Consider the following 23,321-nt stretch of genomic DNA (forward strand, 5'->3'; position numbering starts at 1 on the left):
GATTGCTCCCTGCCGGACCTTACCCTTTCAGTTTACCCACCAGGTTGATATAATCCTGCATTGCAACTTCTTTGGTCTTGCCCTTCAGGCCAGCCCACGCTTCGTATTTGGCTTTGGATACAAAATCAAAAGGATTGGAAGGAGGATCTACATTGACATCGCCCTCGGTAGCTTGTTTGTACAGAGAATACAATTGAAGCAGGGTGTCATTGCTGGGCCGGTCGGATAATGCTTTGCTGTCTTCAGTAGCTTGTTCAAAAAGGGTTTTCAGGTCCATAGTCACATTATGTTTATCGCGAATGTAAGGAAAAGTCAGCAGCCAAGGTACAGAACTTGCTCTTATGACCTACGACTAAAAAAAACGTCCCGTAGAAACGGGACGTCTGTGGGTTCTGTACAATATATAATTATTTTTTAAGGATCATCGATGTTTGCTGCTCCTCACCACGGCCTACTACGATTACATAGGTTCCGGTAGGCAAGGATTCCAGGTTGATAGTTGACTGTGTACTGCCGGTTGCGGGCTTCCATTGCACCAGCACATTACCCAACAGGTTGCAGACAACAGCCCGATCGGTGCCGTTTGCCCGTTTGTGTTGAACCGTTACCCGGTTGATGACGGGGTTAGGGAAGGTATGCACCTTACTGTTTACGTTGCGTTGTACTGCTACCCTGATCGTGTTGCTGTAGGTATAACGGCCATCCAGGTCCACCTGCTTCAAACGGTACCAGGCAGCGCCGGCGGCAGGGGTTCGGTGGGTAAAGCCATAGTTGCGAAGCGTATTGCTGTTGCCGGTAGCGGCAACCCGGTCAATGGCCGTGAATTGCTGACCATCCTGGCTGTATTCCACTTCAAAGTGAGCGAGTGTCGATTCGCTGGCTGTTTGCCAGTCAAGTTGTACCGACTGTTGCACGGACACTCCTTTAAAGGCATTCAATTCAACGGGCAGGGAAGAAGGGATGGTGAATGATTTGTTGTTGTAGGCGACAAAGGCCATATCGCTATTACCGCTCAGGCGGATCCTGAAATAGGCTATCTGGTTGATGTTGGAAGCATTGATACCAAAGGTGCTGAAATCGGCAGCCCACAGGCGCAGGGGGCGCTCGGTTTGTGTAAACCCAGAGCTCAGGAACATAGGGCTTGTATTCGCATTGTAGAAGTCGGCGATCCATTGGCCAAGGTGGCTGAGGGTTTCCAGGTTGATACTAACGAGATTGCCGACACGTACGCCATTGACGTCAGCAAATTCATATTGGTCTGATGAACCAGAGGGATCGGCGATTTGCGTGATCAACAGGTCCGGAATTCCATCACCGATGAGGGTGGATTGTAAGTCCGAGACAGCAAATGTAATAGTACCGGCTGGCAGGTTGGCTACCCCGGTGCCAATATCCATACCACGGGCACCATCGGTGAGGTATCTGTAGATATCGTTGATGGGGGGCGGGTTGCTGGCGCCATTGAATACGCCGTCATACATCGCCCCGAGTGCGATCTTGGTGTTGGCATTGGCCGTAACGCTGATGTGCTGAACCGGTAAAGCTTTATAGTCACCAGCCGTAAAGGCCTGGCCATGGGTGGTCAATAAAGCGTCATTGACGCCGGTAGAGTAGCGAACGCCATTGTACGTAAAAGCTACCAGGTTATGAGAATTGTCTGGTTTTACAGCGCTGATGGCGGAGCTGCCGCTTTTCCAATATCCATTATAGTCGGTGATGATCTCAGTAACGTTTTGAGCCTTCAGCGAAAAGAACAGGGCCAGCGCAAGCAGCAACGTCATCAGTACACGTCTCCACACAAAGGCATGGGGAAAGGCGACACTAATGGCCTTTGCGCGCGGGGGCATTTGTTCGGTTCGGGATTGATACATAAGGGTACGAATTGATCTGGCATGGATAGTCAAATGGCATACCTGATTTATATGGCTTGATTACTAGAAGTTTATAAAGAGTGCCGGACTTGACCATTTCCCAAAATACATTCCCGGTTCCCCGGTTGGGATAATAACGCGGGATAGGATACGACTAGTATAAGGTAAAATAATATGCTTCCGCCATTCAGTTAATTGCTTACCTTCCGGGTACATCAACACACTCAAAATCAACTGGTATGAAAAGAAAACTCGCTGCCCTGCTGTTGGCAGCCGTAGCACTGATCGGTACCGCTGCTACCGTGATCGTCAATGCTGATTTTAAAGGAGAATGGTCTTTCAATGAAGGTAAGAGCAAAATGGGCGAAGGCCGTATGCGTATGAATGCCACTACGCTGAAGGTATCCAATGATGGCGCCGCGATCGTGATCGAACGTACTTCCTCGTTCAACGGCGAATCGCGCACCTCCAGCGAAAAAATCACCACCGATGGTAAGCCCTCCGAGAACACGGTTTTTGGAAATTCCAAGAAAGTGAGCACGGCCGCCTGGTCTGCCAGCGGTGAAGAACTCACCATCAATGCGACTACCAATTTCGAAAGAGATGGTAATACCATCGAAATCAAGTCGGTAGAGATCTGGAAACTGCTCGATGGCGGTAAAACCCTCTCCATCGATGCCACCACGACCACGCCAAGGGGCGAAAACAAGACGACCCTGGTCTACGACAAGAAATAATGCACCCGCGTCAGTAAGATGTTGAAAGGTCCTCTCCGTTTGGAGAGGACTTTCTGCTTAAAATCAACTACTTTTGCACCTCCTAAACAGAGGAGCAACGTACATGAAGAATATCCGCAATTTTTGTATTATCGCCCATATTGACCACGGCAAAAGTACCCTGGCAGACAGATTGTTACAATCCACCAATACCATCAGCGAACGTGAAATGATGGACCAGGTACTGGATGATATGGACCTGGAGCGGGAAAAAGGGATCACCATCAAGAGCCACGCGATCCAGATCAATTACAAGCATACAGATGGTCAGGAATACATCCTGAACCTGATCGATACCCCCGGTCACGTCGACTTCAGCTATGAAGTGAGCCGTGCCCTCGCCGCCTGCGAAGGCGCCCTGCTGCTGGTAGATGCTACCCAGGGCATCCAGGCACAAACCATCAGCAACCTCTACCTCGCCATCGACAACGACCTGGAGATCATTCCCGTGATCAACAAGATCGACATGGACGGCGCCATGATCGAAGAGGTGAAAGACCAGATCATCGAGCTCATCGGCTGTAAGCCCGAAGAGATCCTCCTGGCCAGCGGTCGTACCGGTATCGGTATCGATGGCATCCTAGAAGCCATTGTACAGCGCATCCCCGCCCCCAAAGGCGATCCCGAAGCGCCCCTGCAGGCCCTGATCTTCGACAGCGTATTCAATAGCTTCCGCGGTATCATCGTGTACTTCCGGGTACTCAACGGTACCATCCGCAAGAATGATAAGGTTCGGTTCGTATCGACCGAAGCCGACTACGAAGCCGCAGAAGTAGGCATCCTGAAGCTAAAGATGACCGAAAAGAAAGAAGTGAGCGCCGGTGACGTAGGATACCTGATTACCGGCATCAAAAATGCCAAAGAGGTAAAAGTGGGTGATACCATCACCCTCGCCAACAGGCCTACCCAGGAAATGATCAAAGGTTTCCAGGAAGTGAAGCCCATGGTATTCGCTGGTATCTTCCCCGTCAATACCGACGAGTTTGAAGAGCTGCGTGATTGCATGGACAAGCTGCAATTGAATGACGCCTCGCTCACCTATGAACTGGAAACCTCGCAGGCACTCGGTTTCGGTTTCCGTTGCGGCTTCCTCGGTATGCTGCACATGGAGATCATCCAGGAGCGTCTCGAGCGCGAATTCAACCAAACGGTGATCACCACCGTTCCCAACGTAAGTTTCATCGCTTACACCACCAAAGGAGAGAAGGTGATCGTCAACAACCCCACCGAGTTTCCCGATCCGGTCAAGACCGACCGTATCGAAGAGCCCTATATCAAAGCACAGATCATCACCAAACCCGAGTACATCGGTAATATCATGACCCTGTGCCTCGGCAAGCGTGGTATCCTCATGAACCAGAGCTACCTGACCACCACCCGCGTGGAGCTCCAGTTCGAAATGCCCCTCACCGAGATCGTATTTGACTTCTACGACAAGCTGAAGAGCCAGACACGTGGTTACGCCTCGTTCGATTACCATCCTATCGGCTACCGCGAAAGCGATATCGTGAAGATGGACATCCTGCTCAACAACGATAAGGTCGATGCCCTCAGCGCCCTGATTCACCGTGGCCGCTCGCAGGATTTCGGTCGCAAGCTTTGCGAAAAGCTGAAAGAACTGGTGCCGCGTCAGCAGTTCCAGATCGCTATCCAGGCAGCTGTTGGGGCCAAGATCATGGCCCGCGAAAACATCTCGGCCATGCGTAAGGACGTAACCGCTAAATGTTATGGTGGTGACATCAGCCGTAAGCGTAAACTGCTCGAAAAACAGAAAGAAGGTAAGAAGCGGATGCGCCAGATCGGCAACGTAGAAGTACCGCAGGAAGCCTTCCTGGCTGTACTGAAGCTCGACGATTGATCACCCGCCTCCATAAAAATAGTAATGGGTGTACCTGCTCTGGTGCGCCCATTTTTTTGTGCACCAGGATGGCCGCAGGTGGCCACGCAACGTTGATGAATTGCCTCATCTTCCTTATATTGCCTCGTATGCGCACGCTCTCCCTGCTGCTATTAATGCTTTTATCCACCTGCCTGCTGCCCGCGCAGGATACCCGCCTCATTCGTTTTCGCAACGAACCGGACCGGCAATCGTTGAAGCACTACCATATCGTGCGGATAAAAGACGATCGCCGGGATACCGCCCTGTTGGGTACGGTACGGAGTGGCTTGTTGGGAAAGAAGACCCTGCAGCTAGGCTTCGAACGTGGCCTGACCGCCGCCCTGGAAGATTATATGGCTGCGAATTTCCGGCAGGATAATGGCAGTACCCCCATCGAATTGCACATCGATGAACTGGCCCTGGTAGAACGGCCCGGCGGTCTTCGAACCAAGGTGGAAGTGAGTTTCCTGCTCGCTTTCTGGATACAGGGAGCCCGGACCTATGACTACAAAGGCACCAGCGAACTGGAGACCATGGGCGATGTGGTGAAGCATGTGGAAGATATGGTGCGGCAAAACGTGCGTAGCAGCCTGCTGCAGTTTGATGACTGGTGGGATAAGAACCGGCTGCTGTACGAAAAGAATGCACCGGTGGAATGCACCGTTACGGTGATGCGTACTGTCAAAGATTCCGGACAGATCATCTATTCACCACAACGGCCACTTACCTACAATGACTTCATCGGCACCCCCGATGGACTAAGCCTGGCCGCTGCGCTCACGGCCACCGCCATGTCTTTGCGGTATTCTTCCAGCGTTGATAAAGGCAGGATCAATGTAGATGTGCAGATCGCCGTGTACTTCGACAAAGCACGCTCCTGGTTCAATCCCAAACACCGCGGCAGCGATAAAATACTGGCCCACGAGCAAAAGCATTTTGAGCTTACAGCGATCAAAGCGGCTGAACTGGCCGATACCCTGCGTACCCTGTCGCTGAACAAGGCCAATTACCAGGAAGAGCTGGAGAAAGTGCATGCGCAAAAGCAACGGGAGCTCGATGCCCTTCAGAAGCAATATGATGCCGAAACCAAACATGGTACACTCGTTGCCGTACAGCAGAAGTGGAACCGATGGGTGGCCGAAAAGCTGGCTGCCAGGGTTTGGTAACCTGTTATATTGATCGAAAAGACTACATTTATTCCTCAAACCTGATACATGCGTACACCCTTGCAGAAAGATGAAAAGATCTTACTCGTAACCCACCGCAGCTGGTTGCAGTTGGTGCTGCCCGCCTTTCTCGTACTGGTAGGGTTTGTGGCGTCTTATTTTATCGGGTTCATCCAATATTGGGGCTGGATCGCTGCCGTGGCAGGCCTCGTCTACTTCGGCTTCGCGTACTGGAACTGGTCGGTTGATATCTGGGTAGTCACCAACCTGCGGGTCATCGACGAAACGGGGTTGCTCAACCATTACGCGAAAGAAAGCCCACTGGAGAAGATCAATAATGTATCTTATGACCAGAATATCTGGGGACGTATTTTCAACTACGGCCACGTAGAGATTCAAACAGCGGCGGAGTTGGGTGCCACGGAATATTACAATGTGCACCAGCCCAAACGCCTCAAAGACACGATCACCCTCGCTCAATCCGAATACAAGAATTACCAGCTTACCAGCCAGGCCCGGCAAATGGCGACCGCCATGGGCTGGCAGTCGACAGCTACCGGCACTGCTATCGGGCATACCGGCACCACTGGCGGTGGTAACCATAGTCTCGCTTCCGAGCTGGAAAAACTGCATCAATTGCGCCAGCAGGGCGTGCTGACGGAAGAGGAATACAACCGCGCTAAAAGCAAATTACTGGGCCAGTAGGGCCCTTTCTGTCAACCGGGTCGCCTCGTCGCCTACCATTTAACGAATAGGCACCATTGCGCGCCCAACAGGGGCCGGCAGTACAGGGCGGCAGGTGGAATGGCCTTGCGTGACCTACACTGTCTTCCTGCCCCCTGGCAATTGGAATGGCCATACCGGGCCTCGCGAAGCGGAAAGTGTAAGGGCGTTTGCGCCACTGGCATCACCATTTTCTTCAATTCTCCACTTACTTATTGGTTTTCAAAGGTCTGTCGCTCGCCAAGCTGGTCGGATGGGTTCATTTCCCTGTCCGGTTGGGTGACGAGTTTATTGATATTCCATAGATGTCAGCAAGATAACTCCCTGTTATTCCGTAGATGTCTCGTATCTATATAAGGACGGAATATCTAGGTGATATCTACGGGATATATACGAGATATCTACGGAACATCTATAAAAGCATGGGCCAGTAGATACCCTGCCGAATACGGCAAATGCCTACCGGAACCACTCTTAAAGGGCGATTGCCGCGTTGAAAATCAGTAAATAACGGAGGAAAACCTAGTTGTCTTTCTTTTTAACAGGCGTTTTGGGGGGCTGTTTCTGCTCGGCCCGCTGAATATTCCGGCGGGAAGCCTCTTCCAGCGCCTTCTCATTGGCCTTGCCGGCATCATCTAGCAGCAGCGCCTCTTTGGGGAATTCGCCGTCTTTCAGGCGTTGGTCGAAGAGCTTATTGATGTGCATCCACTGGCCATTTTGCCATTTAAAGGCTTCATAATCGCCATCGGGCACCAGTGTCCATTTCTTTTCAGGTTCGTCGCTTTCGGATACCAGGTGGTCTACCAGGATCACGTCCATCTCAGGATCGTAATTGAGGAAGGTCCTGGCTTCTTTCTTGTACTCGATGCTGAAGCGCTTTTGGGTAGGGCGCGGAACCGAATCGTTCTTATACGAGAAATAGTTGCCCCCAAAGATGGGCTCGCCATTGTCATTGAAGGTGAGTACCTCCATCCATTTCTTATTGCTGTTGACGGTAAAGTCATCGAAGCCAAACAGGGTGTAATACTTTTTGCCGTTGAATTCCTTCAGCACGATGCGATAGTAGATGGCACCGATCCAGTTGCGGGCTGTACGGGCCGAGTCCATCGGATTGCGGGTGAACATCGATACGTCATGCAGCGGGATCAGTTTGAGCGATCCGTCTCTGGTAGGAAGCTGGATAGCCCCTTTCTGCAGGTACACATAATCATCCTTTTTCATTTGCCAGGTGAAGATGCGGAAAGCGCTGTCGGGGGCATAGAGCCGGGATATATTCAGGCTATCGAACGGAAAATAAAAAGAGTTTTTGGTCACCAGGGCACGTACAAAGGTGCGTACAAACTGGCTGTCGGCACGAAAACGGTCGCCGCTGATGGAATCAAACACCATACGGGCCGACAGCTGTTGCAGGCTGTCCTGCTTTTTTTCGAGCACGGTCAGATCTGCGGCAGCGATACGCTGCTGCGCCATGGCTGCCGGCGCGACAAAAAAGGAAATCAGGAGGACGCTGGTATACAAATAATTGACAATTCGCTTCTTCATAGTATCCGTACGATCTGGTGATTGGATCTGGCAACAAAGGTACCTGTGTGTACCAGCAGGAACGCTAAAGCTACCGTTAAATTTTATGCCCCTTGCAAAGCTTTTGCAAAAGCTGGTAAGTCTAAGACGGCCAGATCGATCAAAGCGTTGGGTAAGGACAGATCCGGATGGGTAGTTTGTACAAAAACGGTATGCATGCCGGCATTGCGGCCAAACTCCATGTCGCTGAGGTTATTACCGACGATCAGCGATTTGCGCAGGTCGATGAGGGGAAAATCTTTCACAGCATCGAAGGCCATGCCGGGTTGTGGCTTGCGGTGTGTATGGTTATTGTCGATGGAAGAGCAGTAGTATATCTTGTCGACGCGACCACCGGCCGCTTCGATGTCCTGCACCATGCGGTCATGGATCTGCTGCAGATCGGCATCTGTCATCAGCCCCTTGCCAATGCCCTTTTGATTGGTGGTGATCACGATGCGGTCAAAGCGGGTGGCCAGGATGCGCATGGCATCCAATACCCCTTCGTAAAAGTGAAACTCCCCGTAGTTGTACACGTAATCCTGGTATTTCTCGATATTGAGTACTCCATCGCGGTCGAGGAATAAGGTCCAGCTGTTATCGATCTGCCTGAGGTCGAGCATCTTGTTGAATAGGGGTAATGGCTTATCCTTTGAAATATTGTTCTTCTACCAATTCGCAGATGATATGGCCCAGCAGCATATGGCTTTCCTGGATGCGGGGCGTATTCTTCGACGGGATGTTGATGAGGTAATCGCTCAGGGGTTTCAGCAGGCCACCGGTTTCACCGGTAAAACCTACGGTGACGATGCCTTTTTCGCGGGCCACTTCAAAGGCCTGTACGATGTTGGGAGAATTGCCCGAGGTGGATAAGCCCACGAGGAAATCGCCTGGTTTGCCTATGCCTTTGATGAGGCGAGCATAGATCACATCATAGCTGTAGTCATTGGCTACCGCCGTCATATAAGAGGTGTTGCAATGCAGCGCTTCTGCGGGCAACGCATCACGGTTGATATAAAAGCGGCCGGAGAATTCTGCCGCGAGGTGTTGCGCATCGGCTGCGCTGCCGCCATTGCCACAGAAATAAATGTGTTTGCCTTGCTTCAGGCCCTCTACCATGGCGGTCACGATATCGCCAACGGTTTTTACAATGGCTTCGTTTTCGAGTACACGGTGCTTTACTTCAATCGATTCTGCAATGATGTGCTTGATCTTGTCCTGCATAGGTATTATAAATATGAACTGATTAGAACTGTTTTTCGGTTTACAGACGCGTGGCAGCCTTTGATGGTGGCACCACCCGGCCAGCGCCTGCCGCGAAGATGCGAATAATTCCTTAATTGCCGGAAACGATGGCCGGCGTGGCGAGATCGATGATGGCATCGGTCAGCGTGTGCCAGGCATATTTTTCCTTTTCCTGGCGTAAGGAGGGCAGGAAAAAGGATTCTCCCAATTCGAAATAACGTTGGATAGCGGCCGCCAGTGAGGGCGCCGTCGGTTCGCAGACCAGTCCTACCTTTTCATGCGGCACCAGGTCGGCCAGACCGCCCACTTTGGTCACGATCATTGGCTTCTCGAAATGGTAGGCGAGGGGTGTTACGCCGCTTTGGGTGGCGTTGCGGTAAGGTTGTATGACGCAATCTGCCGCACACATATAATATTTCACTTCACTGTCGGGGATGAAGTCGGTACGCAAAATGAGCTGGTCGGCAATGCCCAGGCGGCTAATCTGTTCTTCGTATCCTTTCTGGTCTTCGTAGAATTCACCGGCTACCAGCAATTTCACGGTCGACAGGGTTTCGTTGCCTGGATGGGCTGCCCGCTGCTGTCGGATGAGCTGCATGGCTTCGAGCAGGATGTCGAGCCCCTTGTATTTGCGGATAAATCCAAAGAACAACAGGATACGTGCATCGGGGTCGATGCCCAGCCGCTCGCGGGCGGCTGTTTTGGTGACTGCTTCCCCAAAATTGTCGTACAGCGGATGGCTGATCAGCCGGGCCGGTTTATGGGGTTCAAACTGACGCAGGTCCTGCATGACCTTTTCACTCATGGCGATAAAGGCATCGCAGGGTTTTACGAAATAGCGCGTGAAGGGCACATCGCCGGGCCGCTTTTCGTGGGGAATGACGTTATCGGTCAGCGCAACGATGCGCGTGTGTTTGTTCTTTTTTACCTGGCGGAGGATGGTGCCGAGTGCTGGTCCCATGAAAGGCAACCAGTAACGCACCAATACGATATCGGGGCGGATGCGGCGGATGGCGTTGCCCACCTGGTACCAGTTGAGCGGATGGACGGAGTTGATCACGGAATAGATCTCCAGTCCCGGTGGTGCCGGTTCGCTCGAATACTGGGTGGTGCCTGGAAACAGGAAGGAAGGGTACTGCAAGGAAAAAGAATAAATACTGCATTCATGCCCTTCTTCGATGAATTGCTGGCACAAACGCTGGTTAAACGTTGCGATGCCACCACGCAATGGGTGGGCAGGACCTATGATGACAATCTTTTTCTTTTCCATGCGGAACCTTATTCGATGCCAATCTTGTCTTCGATCAGGTAATTATTGCGGCCTGGTGCATTACGGGCGATCAGCTCGCCCAGAAAGCCGGCCATGAACAGCTGGGTGCCAATCACCATGGCGGTGAGTGAAATATAAAAAGGCGGCCGGTTGGTAAGCCCCTTGGTAGGGTCTATGAACTTACCGATCACCAATACCATGATCATGGCCAGGCCTATGAGAAAACTAATGGTGCCGATCATGCCGAAAAAGTGCATGGGTCTTTTCCCGTACTTGCTGACAAAGGTGATGGAGGTGAGGTCGAGGAATCCGTTTACAAAGCGTTCCCAGCCAAACTTGGTGGTGCCGTATTTGCGTTTGCGGTGCTCTACCACCTTTTCACCAATCTTGCGAAAGCCGGCCCATTTGGCCAGTACGGGAATATAGCGGTGCATCTCGCCGTATACTTCAATGCTCTTGACCACCTTGCGCCTGTATGACTTCAAACCGCAGTTGAAATCGTGCAGGGGGATCTTCGATATGCGGCGGGTACACCAGTTGAAGAATTTTGAAGGAATATTTTTCGTCAGGGTATTGTCGTACCGTACTTTCTTCCAGCCGCTGACCATATCGTACCCATCTTCCACGATCAGGCGACGCAGTTCGGGTATTTCATCCGGACTGTCTTGCAGGTCGGCATCCATGGTGATCACCACTTCGCCTTTGGCTGCTTTGAAGCCTTCGTTGAGTGCGGCCGATTTACCATAGTTGCGTTGGAAACGAATGCCTTTGATGCAGGGGTTGGCACTGCGCAGGGATTCTACCACCGCCCAGGAGTTATCGGTACTGCCGTCGTCACAAAGGATGACCTCGTAAGACAGCCGGTGTCCTGCAGCCACCTTGTCTATCCAGGCACACAGCTCGGGCAGTGATTCTTCTTCATTGAATAAGGGAACTACGATAGATACGTCCATGCCAGGCTACTGATTTTGGAGTGTTGATGTAGGGATTTTCTTTGCAATCACCGCTCCCGTCACCGTCGCAAGTGCTCCCCCTACCATGTAGAAGAAGAGCTGGCCCATGACAAGGAGGATCGTATAGTTCTTACTCAGGTTCTTGATGTTCTCGTCGATCTGTGCTTCCGTATTGTTCTGCAGTTTCAGGGCTTCTGTACGCTGGTAATCGAGGAAGTTCTGCTTTACTTCCGGAAACATATAGTTGCTGGCGACAGTATACAATACCATCAGGATGATCACTACGGGAATGATCCGGAAACCAAAACCGAGCAATTGACCGAAAGAGGCCGTTCGTCCCACCTGGTTTGCATGGATATTGATAAAGGCTACGATGGCTACCATATAGACGCCAATGCCCAGGTATTGGGGCCATTGTTCTTCATTGCGTTTGGTGAAATAGATCACCAGTGCCAGCACAATCAGTATCGCTGCTGTAATGAGGCCAGCCGTCACTGCCGAGATCGTCTTCTTTTCCATTGGCCTTGTTGTTTATTTTACGGAGATATGTGTACCGTTGACGATACCACGGATCTTACCGGTGAGTGTTTTACCGATAAAGGCCGAGTTGACCGACTTCGATTTGAATTGTTTGGCGTCGATGGTGACGCTGGCTTCAGGTTCAAAGAGCGTGATGGCTGCGGCTGCTCCCTTGTCGATGGCAGCTGTACCCAGGCCAAAGATCTTCCGCGGGTTGGTACTCAACAGTTCTACCCAACGGCTTTCCGCTACTTCGGGCATCGCCGTGCGGAGCACGCTGTAGGTCGTTTCCAGACCGGTCATGCCAAACTTGGCGTATTCGAATTCCAGCACCTTGCTGTCGTATTCGTGTGGCAGGTGATGGGCGGTGATACAATCGATGGTGCCATCGAGGATGGCTGCCTTCAGGGCGCTTACCTCGGTAGCTGTACGTAAGGGTGGAAACACTTTCAGGTTGGTGTCGTACTCCCACAGGTCCTTATCGGTAAAGAACAGGTGATACGGTGTTACCGAGCAGGTTACCGGCAGGCCGGCTTCTTTGGCGCGCCGGATGTACTCGAGCGAGCGGGGCGCCGTAACGCCTGTAAAATGCAATTTGGAATCGGTATAGCGGGCTAGTTTGATATCGCGTGCTACCTGCAGTTCTTCGGCCATCATGGGTTTGCCAGGCAGTCCGAGTTGGGTAGACACAATGCCTTCATGCATGAGGCCATTGGTGCCGATCGTTTTATCGTCGGGGATCTGGATGATCACACCGTCGAATGCTTTTACATATTGCAGGGCTTTCATCAGCAGGCCGGCGCTTTGGATGGGATGCAATCCATCGCTGAAAGCAATGGCACCGCTGTTGCGCATATCGTACATCTCGGCGAGGTCTTTCCCTTCCGTTCCTTTCGATACGGCGCCGATGGGGTATACGTTGACCGGCAGGCCTTTCGACTTGTGCCGGATGTATTCTGCCTGTGATTTGTTGTCGATGACGGGTTTGGTATTGGGGATCACCAATACATCGGTATAGCCACCTGCTGCAGCGGCAGCCGCACCGGTTTCGAGTGTCTCCTTGAATTCATAACCGGGGTCGGCAAACTGGGCAAAAATATCTACCCAACCTGGTGAGGCATGGAGGTCTTCACCGGCAATGACCTGATCGGCTTTTACGTCGATACGTGGTTGAATGTCTTTAATAATGCCGGATTCTATGAGAATATCCTGCCTGGTTTGATGAAAAGGAGAGGATGGATCTGTAATGTAAGCCTGTTGAATGAGCAACACCATTGTTCAAAAAATTGAGCAAAAGTAAGGTTTTCACCCGGTTGTTAAACGACCGGTTGAAAAAATGTTGATTATCAGGAGGCAAGGGGCCTGTGAGGCTGGGTGGCGCGCCCGTAGGGGCTGAGTGATGCCAGGGATGGCCAAAGGATGTACATGCCAGCCAGCTCAATAGCCGGTCAGGTGCGATTTGCGCAGCGCTTCTTTGTCGGCCGGCGTCCGGCGCATGTCGTAGTCGTACATGGCTTTTTCCCATTCGCCGTAGATGGCGTTGGGCAGTACGATGAAGCGGCGGCCCCATTCTTCTTTGACGGCGTCGGTCGCCTGGTTGCGCGCGCCGATGCCTTTCACTTCAAAAGCGGTGGTGAAATCGGTGAGGTTATCGCCCAGCAGCATCACTACTTCGTATTGTTCCATGACCTGCTGCCGACGCACCTCTTTGGAAGAGGTATTGCGGAGGAACAACATATGACTGGTATCGGCATCGGGCAACTGCAGTTTGCGCAGGTTGAGCAGGGTGCTGTTGATCTCGGTGGTATCGCGGTTGCTGATGTAAAAGATGCTGATACCTTTTTGTTTGGCGGCCTGCAGGAATTCAACAGCTCCGGGTACAGCGGTGGCGGCGGCGCGATCGGTCCACTGCTTCCAGGCCTGGCTGCTGTATTCTTTTCCTTCTTTGATCAGTTGGGCTTCGCTGTAACTATTGTCGAGGATGGTTTCGTCGAGGTCGGTGATGATGGCCAGTTTGCTTTTGCGCAACTTGCGCCGGGGTATCTCCTGCAGGCGCAGCGCGGCCATATTGAATGCCTGGTAGCAAAGCGCCCTGTATTCGGCAGCGGTTTGCTGAAATAATACTGGATAAGCCTTTACGCTGCTGGCGGGTATCGTGGCCTCCTGGGCTTGCGTAAGCGGTGCCAGCAGTACGCCGATCATACAGATGAAAAATGTTTTCATACGACAAATGTACCGCTTTGGTGGTTGTTTTGAAGGCCCTAATGTTCAAAGGGCAGGCATCCTATAGCGGATACCTGCCCTTGGCGGTTGTGGTAGCTTGGTGTTAAAAAGCTGCCTTATGCGTTTTCTCACTGAATACTGTGAGGAAGATGATCTTGATGTCGAGCAGGGGCGTCCAGTTCTCCACATACCACAGGTCATGCGCTGTACGGTTGTTGCGTTGTTCTTCCGTATCGGTGGGGCCACGCCAGCCGTTCACCTGTGCCCAACCGGTGATGCCGGGTTTCAGGTAGTGACGGATCATATAGTTGTCTACCTCTTTCTGCATCACTTCATTTAGGAAGATACGATGGGGGCGGGGGCCCACCACGCTCATATGGCCCAACAGTACGTTGATGAATTGTGGTAGTTCGTCGAGGCTGTATTTGCGGATGAACTTACCAATCCGTGTAACCCGTGGGTCGTCTTTGGTTGTGGATGCTTTACCTGCTACTGCAGCATCATTGGTATACATACTCCGGAACTTGTACAGCTTAAACTGACGGCCACCCTGTCCGAGCCGGATGGGGCAATAGAATACGGGGCCCGCCGATTCCCATTTGATCAGGATACCAAGCACCAGAAACAGGGGCGCCAGCATCAGCAACATGGTGGCAGAGAAGGCGACATCACATATACGCTTGAGGGAGGCAAAGCGCAAACGGTCGAGTGATATTTCACGAATATTGATGATCGGCATATCGCCAAAGGCAGTCGTCTTATAGTTTCTGCCCAGCAGGCGGAAATAATCAGGTACGAGCCTCACACGGATGCCGAAGTAGTCTGCACGGTCTACCACTTGTTGGATCTTTTCGTCGAGGTGTGTCGGCAAGGCAATGATCACTTCATCCACTTTCCTGGATTGTATGACCTGGTCAATTTCATCGATGCGCCCAATGATCTGGTATTGCAGATCGGAGTCTTCCGGGTTGTCGTCCAGGAATCCGATGATGCGGTATCCAAAGTCGGCATTCTGGCGGAAGTAATTGTCGATGTGGGCACCGACCCGGCCTGCGCCGATCACCAATGCCTTGCGAACGTTCTTGCCTTTAATGCGGAGTGCACGTACGATCAGGAAAGTGAGGTAATTGACGACCAGGTTTACTGCCGGGAATCCGAGCAGGAAAACGATGAACTGTGATTTGCTATATCCCTGTGGAATGCCCAATACAAGATAGGAGAGGGATAACACGGCGATCAACTCGAAATGAGTTTTCAATTGGTTCTTGAACCTGTACTTGAGTCCGTTGTGCAGGTGCAGGTAGTAAACTTTGTTCTTGGAAGTAAAGAATATCCAGGCAAAAGCAAGGCTGATGAGGTACAGATAATTCTGATCACTCATTTCTTTGCCATAGAAAAGGTTTATTCCTGCGAAACAACCTCCTAATGTTAGAAAGTCTCCAGCTCCATATAATAATGTAAGCCGCCGATCTGAACGAATCATAGAGGATATGGGTTAAGTTTTCTAAAGAATATGGATTCAGTTTTTACTGAATTTGGACTAAAGGATCTGACTATTGAAACGTAAAACTATATTTTATATGATGGAGCTACTAGTAATTAAAAGAAATTAATTTGAACATATATGTCTATTCCCAATGTAGGAATATTCATACGTTCAGGCAGTCGTTAGGTTGGATGTAGTAGCTTAGTTAACAGCAAGCTCACGTGATCTGGAAAGCCGCTTGATCAGTGCTTTCCCCCATGATACAGAAGACAATTCCAGGTATTTATAACTAATGTAGGCCAGTGGAATAGTAAAGGCAAAACCTGCCAATGTAACGATGGGGAAATACAGCGGACCGGTCGTTAACTGTGGTGTGTATTGCTCCATGGCAAGGGTTACCTGCTTGATTACCAGAAAGTGTATGAGATAACCTGAATAGCTGATCTTGCCCAGGAATACAGTGAATTTATTTACATATAACTTCCAGGGGTAGGCTGATAACAATAAGGCCAGTATCATGAATAACAACGCGTATACGTGGTGTGTTTGCGGTAAAGGCACACTGAACTTTTTAACGACCAATAGCAGCAGGGATACCACACCGACAAGCATCAGGTTGGTCGATCGCTTACTGATGATATGTTGGTAAGTACCCTTCCGCCATATTCTGTAGAGGATCATACCAAAGCCGAAGCACGCAAGCTGACTGGGTATCCAACGATAGAAAAAGTTATTGGTGACGCTTTTCTCATATCCTGCAAGCCAGTGAGTAGACGCATATTTGTTGAGGAGGTAGTTGCCTACCGGCAGCACAAACAAGGCAATCAACATCAGAACCAATATTTTCTTATTGGTATTGAAGTATTTGTAGAGAACAGGCACCAACATGTAGAACATCACTTCGCAACTGATTGACCAGCCACCGGGTACTACAGAACTGGAAGTAAGCGGATGAAAGGTATTTACCAGCAATATGTGATAGGGGTAGTGCCATAATTCGGGGCCTTCGCGCCATCCCCTCGATTCCATACCATACACTAATGTATATAGTATAATTCCCAACCAATAGATGGGGATGATCCTGAATAATCTACGAATATAAAAATCCCTGAATTGAAAAGGTTGTCCGTCGGTTTTAGACAAGGTATAAAAGATGGTGAACGCACTGATGACAAAAAACAGTTGTACACCCATGCCACCGATACTGGCGAGGTAGTTGGATATACCGTCAATATGGGTAATACTTGCTGCGTGTGTGATGATCACGCCGGCAATGGCGATCCCTCTTAAACCATCTATATAGGTAAACCTTTCGTTTGACATGAAAGTTAAACGTGTTTTTACGCGTAATATTTTTCTAGTTTCCAAATCATTTGCCAATTGCAGCTGTCATAAATTATTACTCATAATATTCGTTGCATCACTTGCGTTAACAAGGAGTGTTATATATATTGTGGCGCAATTTGAACATGCTCTAAACTCGTATCTTATGATGGCAACAGCAAAATCCCGCTTCGCAGGGATCATATGTATGTTACTTATTTCTACAGCAGGTTATTCGCAATGGAGCGATGGCCCTTTTATGAGCATCGGTGCTCAGGCTGGTTTTCCGTTTAACAAGCAGGTCCGCAATTACTCGTGGGCCGCGGGTGGCCTTGGAAAGTTTTCTCTTCCCCTGGGAACCAGCGATTACTTCACATTTTCATTGAATGCACTTAGTATCAATGGCAAAAAGCCAAACGGAAAAGGTTTGAAAGAGCATGATATCCTGACTGCGTTTGTAGGATACAGATACGATTTCAGAAGAGAAGATGTCTATAATTATTTCTTCATGGAACCGCAGGTTGGGTTTTCTTTTTCCGGAACGGACTATACTACTTTTTCTGTGATGCCCATGGTAGGGTACTCGCTGAATGCCAAGATTGATTTTGGTGTATTTTACCATGCTTCTACCACGACTATGCGTTTGTCGAAAATTGGTGTTGGTGGCGTAATGGTGGCATACAACTTCCACTTTGCCAAGCGTAACAGCGATTAGGCCAACTGCACATTCAATAACTTGTTAATGAATAAAGCCTCTCAAAATATTGAGAGGCTTTATTCATTTTATTTATTGGAGAGGCCACCAGGCCCTTTCTTTTATGTTTTTCTTATTTCCGGCGAATGGCCAGCTTCATAAAGAACCCAAGATTACCAAGCAGAAAGCGAAAGGTTGCATAGTATTTAGGCCATAGGCGTGCTGGTTCTTTAGAAAGCCGGTAAGCCCAGCGCAATCCCATTTTCTTTACCCATTCGGGGCTTTTCAACGATTCGTCGGCCAGGTATAAGAATACGCCTCCAACGCCCATCATCAATGATTTTGTAAAGTGCTGGTGATAGTGATGAATGAGATAATCCTGTTTGGGACTGCTGATGCCAATCCAAACGATGTCGGGCTGCAAGGCATTGATCTCGGATATATCCTGTTTTAACTGTGGGCTCGTTGCGATCTGATCGGCTGCTACAAAGGGGGGCGATTTATAACCCAGGATCTTTGCGTTGGGAAACTCCCGTTCAAGGTTGTTTTTCAGTTTCCCGAGCGTCGCCTCGTCGCCGCCATAGAAATAATGGGTAAGCGTATTCTTTTGCAGCAGTGCCTTGCACAAGTGGAATCCTGATACGGTGGATACCGACTTATGACCTTTTAGCCTGGCCACTACCTGCGAGGGTTTGCCATCGGGCATGGTGAGGAATGACGAGTTAAGTATGTTCGTCAGCAACGGATTGCCATGTGCTTCCTTGATAACGGATGCATCGGGAAAGCTGACATAGGAAGGGGAACGGAAATCATATTTGCTGATCGCATCAACAGCTGCTGATGGATTGATGATCGAAATATGTACACCCAGAAAATCAAACCGGTTGTTCATGCAAATTCAGTTTTTTAATGAAGCGGGCCGGATTACCTGCCCAAATTTCGTTGGCCGGTACGGTACCCGAAACAACACTTCCTGCACCAATCACCGAATTTTCGCCAATCGTGGTGCCTTTTAGTATGATGGATGCGCCACCTATGAATACATTGTTCCCGATCCTGATGGGAGCGGTTTTGTATCCTTCATTAGGTGTGGCCAGTCTGACTGCAGGATCGATGGGGTGGAAATCGGAATCCCACAATTTGCAACTTCCGCCGATCATTACGTTGTCACCAATGGTGATCTGGTTGGCGCAATAGATGGCTGAGTTGCTCATGCGGAAATTAGTACCTATTGAAAGCGAAGCGTTCTTTTTTACGACGATACTGCTGCGTGTATCTCCCCCGATGGGGTTCTTGTATTTACCGGAATTGATCCGTGCGTCGGCACCAAGTTTCATCACGCCGCGGTTCATCAGCAACAAAGGACCGAATATCGTTACCTTTCCATGCTGTACTGCGAACAGGCGCAGCTTCAGCAGGTTCATCGGTAAAAACAACAATTGATATATCTTCTTGAAAATACCCATGACGATCAGTTATTCAGCATTTGTGTGTATACAGACGATAGTGATTGGATGTAGTAGTCGGACGAGTACTCCCTTTCTATCGTCAACTTAGCCTGTTGTCCCAATTCTTTTTGTTTCTGTTTATCGGCGAGCAGACTGGCGATCTTTTGTGCGAGCGATGCGGGTGCTTTTTTAGGCACCAGGATACCATTGACACCGTTCTGCACCACTTTTGAAATAGAGGCATCGTCTGAAGCGATCACAACTTTTCCCAGCGCCATGGCTTCCAGCAATGCCATGGGTAAGCCTTCGCCATAGCGGGAGGGCAGCAGAAAGATATCTGAACTTTGCAGCGCCTGCCATTTTTTTTCTCCCCATACCAGGCCACCGTAATTGAAACGATCGGCGAGTACTGACTCCATCGACGAGACGAACCATTGTTGTTGTGGCCCGCTGCCGTAGGCGTCGAAGTGGAAGTCGGGGGATTGTTCTTTCAGTTGACCGCAGGCATCTACAATGTCTTCAATGCCTTTGCTTTCGTGCAACCTGCCAAAAAAGATCAATTTATTCTGACTCGTTTGTTCGTCTGCGAAGCGGGGTATTTCTTTAAGGTCTATACAGTTCCGTAACACCAGTACTTTGGTGGCCGGGACATTATAGAGTGTTGTCAGCGACTCCTTTTCCAGCTCACTGAGCACAATGATATTGTCTGCCGTTTTGAGTATCCAATCGGTAAGCCTGGATTGCTTCTTTTGGAACAACAGCACGCCGCCATGCAGGTGAACGATGATGCGTTGCTTTTTCTGCCGGGCAATATACAGGTACAGGGCCTCCCTGACCAGTGATTTCCGGTCGAAGGAGAAATGGAAATGGATAAGGTCGAACCTGGTTTGATTCAGTTGTTTCCGAAAGCCGGATAGCTTTTTGAATAGCGTGACCGCCTTGTTCTTATCGCCCATGTCCCGGTTGAAGTACTGTATCTCCTGGCGGCTGTTATTGAGTATCATATTCACAACCGTCACGATGCCGCCCAGAGAAATGGAAGGGTCATTTTCCGGGCCAGTCATTAAAATCCGCAAGGTACGCTCGTTATTCATCGGTTCTGTTATAAGTGTTTGATCACTTTTGCCGGTATACCGCCGGCGATCGTGTTGGATGGAATATCTTTCGTTACAACGGCATTGGCGCCAATGATGACATTGTCTCCGATGGTCACCCCCTTCAGGATACTCACTTTGTCACCCAGCCATACATTGTTGCCGATCCTGATAGGCGCCATATTGTATCCGTCGAAGACGAGGCTGCCATCCGAGGCATTCTTTTCAAAAGCGTGATCATGGTCGAGTATACTTACAAACCGGGCGATCACGACATTGTTACCGATTTCGATACGCTGGTGCGCCACAATGCGTGAATAGCCGTTCATGACAAAGTTCTCACCCAGTGTGATACTTCCGAGGGAGACCAACTCGGTGTCATGGTCCAGCCTGATCTTACCCCGGGCACTGATCGTACCGCCATTTTTACCCTGGATCAACGTGTGGCGTCCTATATACGATACCCGGGGGAGTTGCACACCCCGCTTAGCCAGCTTTACCATTATAAAACGCAACAAGGCTGCTACTTTGTCTATCATCGTACATTAATTGTTGGACCATTGTATTGATGGAAGAAATTGTTGATCTTTTTTTCCAGTACCTGCCAGGAAAAGTTCTGCTGCAGAAAATCGAAATTGGCCATACCCATGTCCACTCTTTTTTCGGGGTGGTTGATGAGGTCGGTCAGCCCATCGGTTATCTCCCGCACGATGCCGTTCTCATCCTGGATCCTGATCTTTACGGCACCGTTGTCGGGGCACATGTATTTAGGACCTCCGTTGTCGATGGTGACGATCGGGAGCGAATACAGCATGGCTTCCAGGAGGGCATTGCCGCTGGCTTCCGTTAACGATGGCGCGCAGAAGATATCTGCCTTTTGGAAGAAATCGAACACCTGTTGCCGGTCGAGGTTGCCGTGAAAAGTGACCACCGAACCGAGGTTGCTGTTGCGGGTTAGTTGTTTCAGCGATTCTCTTTCAACGCCATCTCCAACCACATGCAGGTGGAAATCATATTTGTCTTTCAAAGGGGCAATGCCCTTGATCAGTAATTCTGCTCCTTTGTACCGGATCAGTTTGCCGACGTATAGTATGTTGACTGTTTTTTTGTGTGCTGGTTTCCCGACTGGCGTACGGTTCGACGTATCGATGCCTGTATCGAACAGGGTGACCATCTTCGGAACATATTGTTGCGGCAGAATGTCGCGCAGGTAGTCGAGGGTGATCAGTATTTTATCTGCTTTTTTCAGCTGTGACCGGAAAGGCGGAAACTTCAGCAGAAAGGAATCCAACTGACGCAGTTTATTGAGTAGCGATTCCTTTTTGAAATAGGATTTCAATTCAGGTGGTACCTGTAAACCACCTCCCAGTGGTCCCACGACCAGGGGGCGTGGTATTCTGGAGAGGGAAGAGTAGTAACGGAAGCTGGAAGGTGTTTTTCGTAACATCACATCCGTCCAGTTTACCAGGTCTTTATGTGCTTTAAGATAACGATAACTTTGTTTGTTGAAGCTGAAATAGCCCAGGTGCAACTGGATATTCCTTTTCTTCTCCAGCCATTCGGGAATGTCAAAACCAATAATCTTCAGGTTCGCCGGCATGGTTTGGTAATATTCCAGTAATCCCAGCTCGGAGCTTTTATTGGTGAGTAGTGTTACATTGTGTTCTTTCAGGAGGATATCCAGCCACTTCACGGCGGTATAGGATTCCGAGCTTTCGCGGGGGTTACAGAAATACGCTGAGTAAAGAATGTTTGCCATGGTTACTGATTGTTTACACTAGATGAACTGTAATCTTTTGATAGCATCATTAGGGGCAATATCCGGTTCGCCGGTAGCTGCTTCACTTCGCTGTACAGGTACAGCCCTGCCTGTCACGTTGTACAACACACCCAGGCAAGCCCCGGCTGTCAGTAGTAATACCGATCGGAAACTGAGCTCTTCCATCTGTCCTGAGAAGTGGATCATCAGGAGCAGGCAAACAGCCGTATAAAAAAGCGCTTTGACGTCTTTGGAGAAGGATGGAAAGATCTTCCGGAATTTTTTGAACCTTCTGTTAAACAACACAACGATATGCAAAAACAGACCCAGGTAAAGGACGAGCCCGAAAAGTCCCGTACCATGAAACAGCATCGTGTAATCCACGTGTAGTTGCCGGATGGACAAGAAGCCGTCGGTGAATCCGTAGTGCCCGGGAGAATTGAATATTTCTTTACCGAACAGCAAAGTGGTTACGGAGAAATTGTCGGCCAGGTCTTTGAGAACGAAAAACAGCTCCTGGTAACGCAGTTCATCCGTCATTTCATAGTCTGACGAGAATACGTTACTTCTCATCTGGATACGCTCGATCAGGTAATCACCATAGATCGGGAAGGTGAGTACCAGTACAAAAGCGATGCTGATGACCAGTGAAATGAGTTTGTTGATCTTTCCGCGCAGGGTGAAGAACAACGCGATCCCTGCAAATGAGATCAGCAGGGTGGTGCGTCGCAATGACAACATTAGAAAGGCAAAGGCCAAAACGCCTACTACATAGATAGCATACGTTTTTATTTTATCCAGCTTGTGGGTCTGAAAAATGAACACAGTAAGCGCCAGTACCGAAGCCGGACAATATAATTGCGCATCATACAGTCCTACACGCACCCCGGCGCTGCCTCCATACTGATTTACCCCCCATTTGAAGATATTGGACAGGATAGCGAAAACGACAAAGATGATCAACAGGTTAAGCTGTGTGTAGATAAACCGGCTGATCTTCTCGGGCGTATTGATATAGCAGTAACCAAGCGGCAACATCAGGATCGCGATACCATTTTTCAGTATGTACTCGAATGATCGAGTTTGACCCGTGCTCAGTGGTATAAGCAGGAACCAATACAGGACCAACAGGAAAAAGATGGCGAAGCGGTTGAATGCCTTGGGGAATTTGCCCAGATACAGGTATACCAGCAACACGATGAACAGGCCACCTTTAACCACGGCCAGGCCCGACTGCCTGGGAAAAAAGCTCAGCAGGCAATTGAACACAATGGCGATGGTGGGCAGGAGGCACACCAGGCGGGTTCTGAAATCTAGCGTATTGCTGGACAT

General features: G+C 49.8%; 23 protein-coding genes. 5 read left to right on the top strand and 18 right to left on the bottom strand.

Going from position 1 to position 23,321, the window contains the following annotated elements; all coding sequences use genetic code 11:
- Positions 1-19 precede the first annotated feature (19 nt).
- A complete protein-coding gene (locus P2W70_RS10135) occupies positions 20-277 on the bottom strand; it encodes an acyl-CoA-binding protein (RefSeq protein ID WP_276481333.1) in 258 nt (85 codons plus the stop codon).
- Positions 278-407: 130 nt separating this feature from the next.
- Positions 408-1,871 (bottom strand): T9SS type A sorting domain-containing protein, encoded by a 1,464-nt coding sequence (locus P2W70_RS10140; protein ID WP_276481334.1) that lies wholly within the window; start codon positions 1,869-1,871, stop codon positions 408-410.
- A 239-nt stretch (positions 1,872-2,110) separates the two neighbouring features.
- Here P2W70_RS10140 and P2W70_RS10145 point away from each other — a divergent pair, with 239 nt between their 5' ends.
- From P2W70_RS10145 to P2W70_RS10160, 4 genes are all read left to right on the top strand, one after another.
- Complete coding sequence (locus P2W70_RS10145; protein WP_276481335.1) at positions 2,111-2,608, top strand: hypothetical protein; 498 nt, start codon at positions 2,111-2,113, stop codon at positions 2,606-2,608.
- Between the two features lie 103 nt (positions 2,609-2,711).
- Positions 2,712-4,505, top strand: a complete 1,794-nt coding sequence (gene lepA, locus P2W70_RS10150; RefSeq protein ID WP_276481336.1) for a translation elongation factor 4 — start codon at positions 2,712-2,714, stop codon at positions 4,503-4,505.
- A 128-nt stretch (positions 4,506-4,633) separates the two neighbouring features.
- Positions 4,634-5,692, top strand: coding sequence for a DUF922 domain-containing protein (locus tag P2W70_RS10155; protein ID WP_276481337.1), 1,059 nt, complete (start codon positions 4,634-4,636; stop codon positions 5,690-5,692).
- 48 nt (positions 5,693-5,740) lie between these two features.
- On the top strand, positions 5,741-6,397 hold the full coding sequence (locus P2W70_RS10160; protein ID WP_276481338.1) for a PH domain-containing protein: 657 nt from the start codon (positions 5,741-5,743) through the stop codon (positions 6,395-6,397).
- A gap of 540 nt (positions 6,398-6,937) precedes the next feature.
- Here the strand turns inward: P2W70_RS10160 and P2W70_RS10165 are convergent.
- The 10 genes from P2W70_RS10165 to P2W70_RS10210 form a co-directional block, all read right to left on the bottom strand.
- Positions 6,938-7,957, bottom strand: coding sequence for a hypothetical protein (locus P2W70_RS10165; protein WP_276481339.1), 1,020 nt, complete (start codon positions 7,955-7,957; stop codon positions 6,938-6,940).
- An 83-nt stretch (positions 7,958-8,040) separates the two neighbouring features.
- Positions 8,041-8,598: a D-glycero-alpha-D-manno-heptose-1,7-bisphosphate 7-phosphatase gene (locus tag P2W70_RS10170; protein ID WP_276481340.1), complete on the bottom strand. Its 558-nt coding sequence runs from the start codon at positions 8,596-8,598 to the stop codon at positions 8,041-8,043.
- A gap of 22 nt (positions 8,599-8,620) precedes the next feature.
- Positions 8,621-9,199, bottom strand: a complete 579-nt coding sequence (locus tag P2W70_RS10175) for a D-sedoheptulose-7-phosphate isomerase (RefSeq protein ID WP_276481341.1) — start codon at positions 9,197-9,199, stop codon at positions 8,621-8,623.
- Between the two features lie 112 nt (positions 9,200-9,311).
- On the bottom strand, positions 9,312-10,490 hold the full coding sequence (locus P2W70_RS10180; RefSeq protein ID WP_276481342.1) for a glycosyltransferase: 1,179 nt from the start codon (positions 10,488-10,490) through the stop codon (positions 9,312-9,314).
- An 8-nt stretch (positions 10,491-10,498) separates the two neighbouring features.
- Positions 10,499-11,443, bottom strand: coding sequence for a glycosyltransferase family 2 protein (locus tag P2W70_RS10185; protein ID WP_276481343.1), 945 nt, complete (start codon positions 11,441-11,443; stop codon positions 10,499-10,501).
- 6 nt (positions 11,444-11,449) lie between these two features.
- Complete coding sequence (locus P2W70_RS10190) at positions 11,450-11,962, bottom strand: DUF4199 domain-containing protein (RefSeq protein ID WP_276481344.1); 513 nt, start codon at positions 11,960-11,962, stop codon at positions 11,450-11,452.
- Positions 11,963-11,974: 12 nt separating this feature from the next.
- Positions 11,975-13,237 (bottom strand): dihydroorotase, encoded by a 1,263-nt coding sequence (locus P2W70_RS10195; protein ID WP_276481345.1) that lies wholly within the window; start codon positions 13,235-13,237, stop codon positions 11,975-11,977.
- Between the two features lie 162 nt (positions 13,238-13,399).
- Positions 13,400-14,185 carry a 5'-nucleotidase, lipoprotein e(P4) family gene (locus P2W70_RS10200; RefSeq protein ID WP_276481346.1) on the bottom strand — a complete coding sequence of 262 codons (786 nt, stop codon included), beginning with the start codon at positions 14,183-14,185 and terminating at the stop codon, positions 13,400-13,402.
- A gap of 103 nt (positions 14,186-14,288) precedes the next feature.
- Complete coding sequence (locus P2W70_RS10205) at positions 14,289-15,668, bottom strand: undecaprenyl-phosphate glucose phosphotransferase (protein WP_276481347.1); 1,380 nt, start codon at positions 15,666-15,668, stop codon at positions 14,289-14,291.
- Between the two features lie 204 nt (positions 15,669-15,872).
- Positions 15,873-16,994 carry an acyltransferase family protein gene (locus P2W70_RS10210; protein ID WP_276481348.1) on the bottom strand — a complete coding sequence of 374 codons (1,122 nt, stop codon included), beginning with the start codon at positions 16,992-16,994 and terminating at the stop codon, positions 15,873-15,875.
- 166 nt (positions 16,995-17,160) lie between these two features.
- Between P2W70_RS10210 and P2W70_RS10215 the strand changes: the two genes are divergently transcribed.
- Entirely contained in the window at positions 17,161-17,709 is a 549-nt protein-coding gene (locus tag P2W70_RS10215; RefSeq protein WP_276481349.1) for a hypothetical protein, read from the top strand.
- Positions 17,710-17,821: 112 nt separating this feature from the next.
- On the opposite strand, the gene P2W70_RS10220 is transcribed toward P2W70_RS10215, so the two are convergent.
- The 6 genes from P2W70_RS10220 to P2W70_RS10245 are packed head-to-tail and all read right to left on the bottom strand — an operon-like array spanning position 17,822 to position 23,321.
- Positions 17,822-18,580, bottom strand: a complete 759-nt coding sequence (locus P2W70_RS10220) for a WecB/TagA/CpsF family glycosyltransferase (protein WP_276481350.1) — start codon at positions 18,578-18,580, stop codon at positions 17,822-17,824.
- Positions 18,564-19,154, bottom strand: a complete 591-nt coding sequence (locus tag P2W70_RS10225) for an acyltransferase (protein WP_276481351.1) — start codon at positions 19,152-19,154, stop codon at positions 18,564-18,566. Before P2W70_RS10225 ends, P2W70_RS10220 begins: the two co-directional genes overlap by 17 nt.
- 5 nt (positions 19,155-19,159) lie before the next feature.
- Positions 19,160-20,230, bottom strand: coding sequence for a glycosyltransferase family 4 protein (locus tag P2W70_RS10230; RefSeq protein WP_276481352.1), 1,071 nt, complete (start codon positions 20,228-20,230; stop codon positions 19,160-19,162).
- A gap of 8 nt (positions 20,231-20,238) precedes the next feature.
- Positions 20,239-20,769, bottom strand: a complete 531-nt coding sequence (locus P2W70_RS10235) for an acyltransferase (protein WP_276481353.1) — start codon at positions 20,767-20,769, stop codon at positions 20,239-20,241.
- The gene (locus P2W70_RS10240) at positions 20,766-21,989 is read right to left on the bottom strand and encodes a glycosyltransferase family 4 protein (RefSeq protein WP_276481354.1); all 1,224 of its coding nucleotides are present in this window, start codon (positions 21,987-21,989) and stop codon (positions 20,766-20,768) included. Before P2W70_RS10240 ends, P2W70_RS10235 begins: the two co-directional genes overlap by 4 nt.
- Before the next feature lie 18 nt (positions 21,990-22,007).
- A complete protein-coding gene (locus tag P2W70_RS10245) occupies positions 22,008-23,321 on the bottom strand; it encodes a hypothetical protein (RefSeq protein ID WP_276481355.1) in 1,314 nt (437 codons plus the stop codon).

Source organism: Paraflavitalea pollutisoli (genome assembly GCF_029360705.1).
Lineage (GTDB): Bacteria > Bacteroidota > Bacteroidia > Chitinophagales > Chitinophagaceae > Paraflavitalea > Paraflavitalea pollutisoli.

What these genes read in the sequence shown, in the direction of transcription:
- P2W70_RS10135 (WP_276481333.1), bottom strand. Translation starts at nt 277, where the DNA reads ATGGACCTGAAAACCCTTTTTGAACAAGCTACTGAAGACAGCAAAGCA.
- P2W70_RS10140 (WP_276481334.1), bottom strand. Translation starts at nt 1,871, where the DNA reads ATGTATCAATCCCGAACCGAACAAATGCCCCCGCGCGCAAAGGCCATT.
- P2W70_RS10145 (WP_276481335.1), top strand. Translation starts at nt 2,111, where the DNA reads ATGAAAAGAAAACTCGCTGCCCTGCTGTTGGCAGCCGTAGCACTGATC.
- lepA (WP_276481336.1), top strand. Translation starts at nt 2,712, where the DNA reads ATGAAGAATATCCGCAATTTTTGTATTATCGCCCATATTGACCACGGC.
- P2W70_RS10155 (WP_276481337.1), top strand. Translation starts at nt 4,634, where the DNA reads ATGCGCACGCTCTCCCTGCTGCTATTAATGCTTTTATCCACCTGCCTG.
- P2W70_RS10160 (WP_276481338.1), top strand. Translation starts at nt 5,741, where the DNA reads ATGCGTACACCCTTGCAGAAAGATGAAAAGATCTTACTCGTAACCCAC.
- P2W70_RS10165 (WP_276481339.1), bottom strand. Translation starts at nt 7,957, where the DNA reads ATGAAGAAGCGAATTGTCAATTATTTGTATACCAGCGTCCTCCTGATT.
- P2W70_RS10170 (WP_276481340.1), bottom strand. Translation starts at nt 8,598, where the DNA reads ATGCTCGACCTCAGGCAGATCGATAACAGCTGGACCTTATTCCTCGAC.
- P2W70_RS10175 (WP_276481341.1), bottom strand. Translation starts at nt 9,199, where the DNA reads ATGCAGGACAAGATCAAGCACATCATTGCAGAATCGATTGAAGTAAAG.
- P2W70_RS10180 (WP_276481342.1), bottom strand. Translation starts at nt 10,490, where the DNA reads ATGGAAAAGAAAAAGATTGTCATCATAGGTCCTGCCCACCCATTGCGT.
- P2W70_RS10185 (WP_276481343.1), bottom strand. Translation starts at nt 11,443, where the DNA reads ATGGACGTATCTATCGTAGTTCCCTTATTCAATGAAGAAGAATCACTG.
- P2W70_RS10190 (WP_276481344.1), bottom strand. Translation starts at nt 11,962, where the DNA reads ATGGAAAAGAAGACGATCTCGGCAGTGACGGCTGGCCTCATTACAGCA.
- P2W70_RS10195 (WP_276481345.1), bottom strand. Translation starts at nt 13,237, where the DNA reads ATGGTGTTGCTCATTCAACAGGCTTACATTACAGATCCATCCTCTCCT.
- P2W70_RS10200 (WP_276481346.1), bottom strand. Translation starts at nt 14,185, where the DNA reads ATGAAAACATTTTTCATCTGTATGATCGGCGTACTGCTGGCACCGCTT.
- P2W70_RS10205 (WP_276481347.1), bottom strand. Translation starts at nt 15,668, where the DNA reads ATGATTCGTTCAGATCGGCGGCTTACATTATTATATGGAGCTGGAGAC.
- P2W70_RS10210 (WP_276481348.1), bottom strand. Translation starts at nt 16,994, where the DNA reads ATGTCAAACGAAAGGTTTACCTATATAGATGGTTTAAGAGGGATCGCC.
- P2W70_RS10215 (WP_276481349.1), top strand. Translation starts at nt 17,161, where the DNA reads ATGATGGCAACAGCAAAATCCCGCTTCGCAGGGATCATATGTATGTTA.
- P2W70_RS10220 (WP_276481350.1), bottom strand. Translation starts at nt 18,580, where the DNA reads ATGAACAACCGGTTTGATTTTCTGGGTGTACATATTTCGATCATCAAT.
- P2W70_RS10225 (WP_276481351.1), bottom strand. Translation starts at nt 19,154, where the DNA reads ATGGGTATTTTCAAGAAGATATATCAATTGTTGTTTTTACCGATGAAC.
- P2W70_RS10230 (WP_276481352.1), bottom strand. Translation starts at nt 20,230, where the DNA reads ATGAATAACGAGCGTACCTTGCGGATTTTAATGACTGGCCCGGAAAAT.
- P2W70_RS10235 (WP_276481353.1), bottom strand. Translation starts at nt 20,769, where the DNA reads ATGATAGACAAAGTAGCAGCCTTGTTGCGTTTTATAATGGTAAAGCTG.
- P2W70_RS10240 (WP_276481354.1), bottom strand. Translation starts at nt 21,989, where the DNA reads ATGGCAAACATTCTTTACTCAGCGTATTTCTGTAACCCCCGCGAAAGC.
- P2W70_RS10245 (WP_276481355.1), bottom strand. Translation starts at nt 23,321, where the DNA reads ATGTCCAGCAATACGCTAGATTTCAGAACCCGCCTGGTGTGCCTCCTG.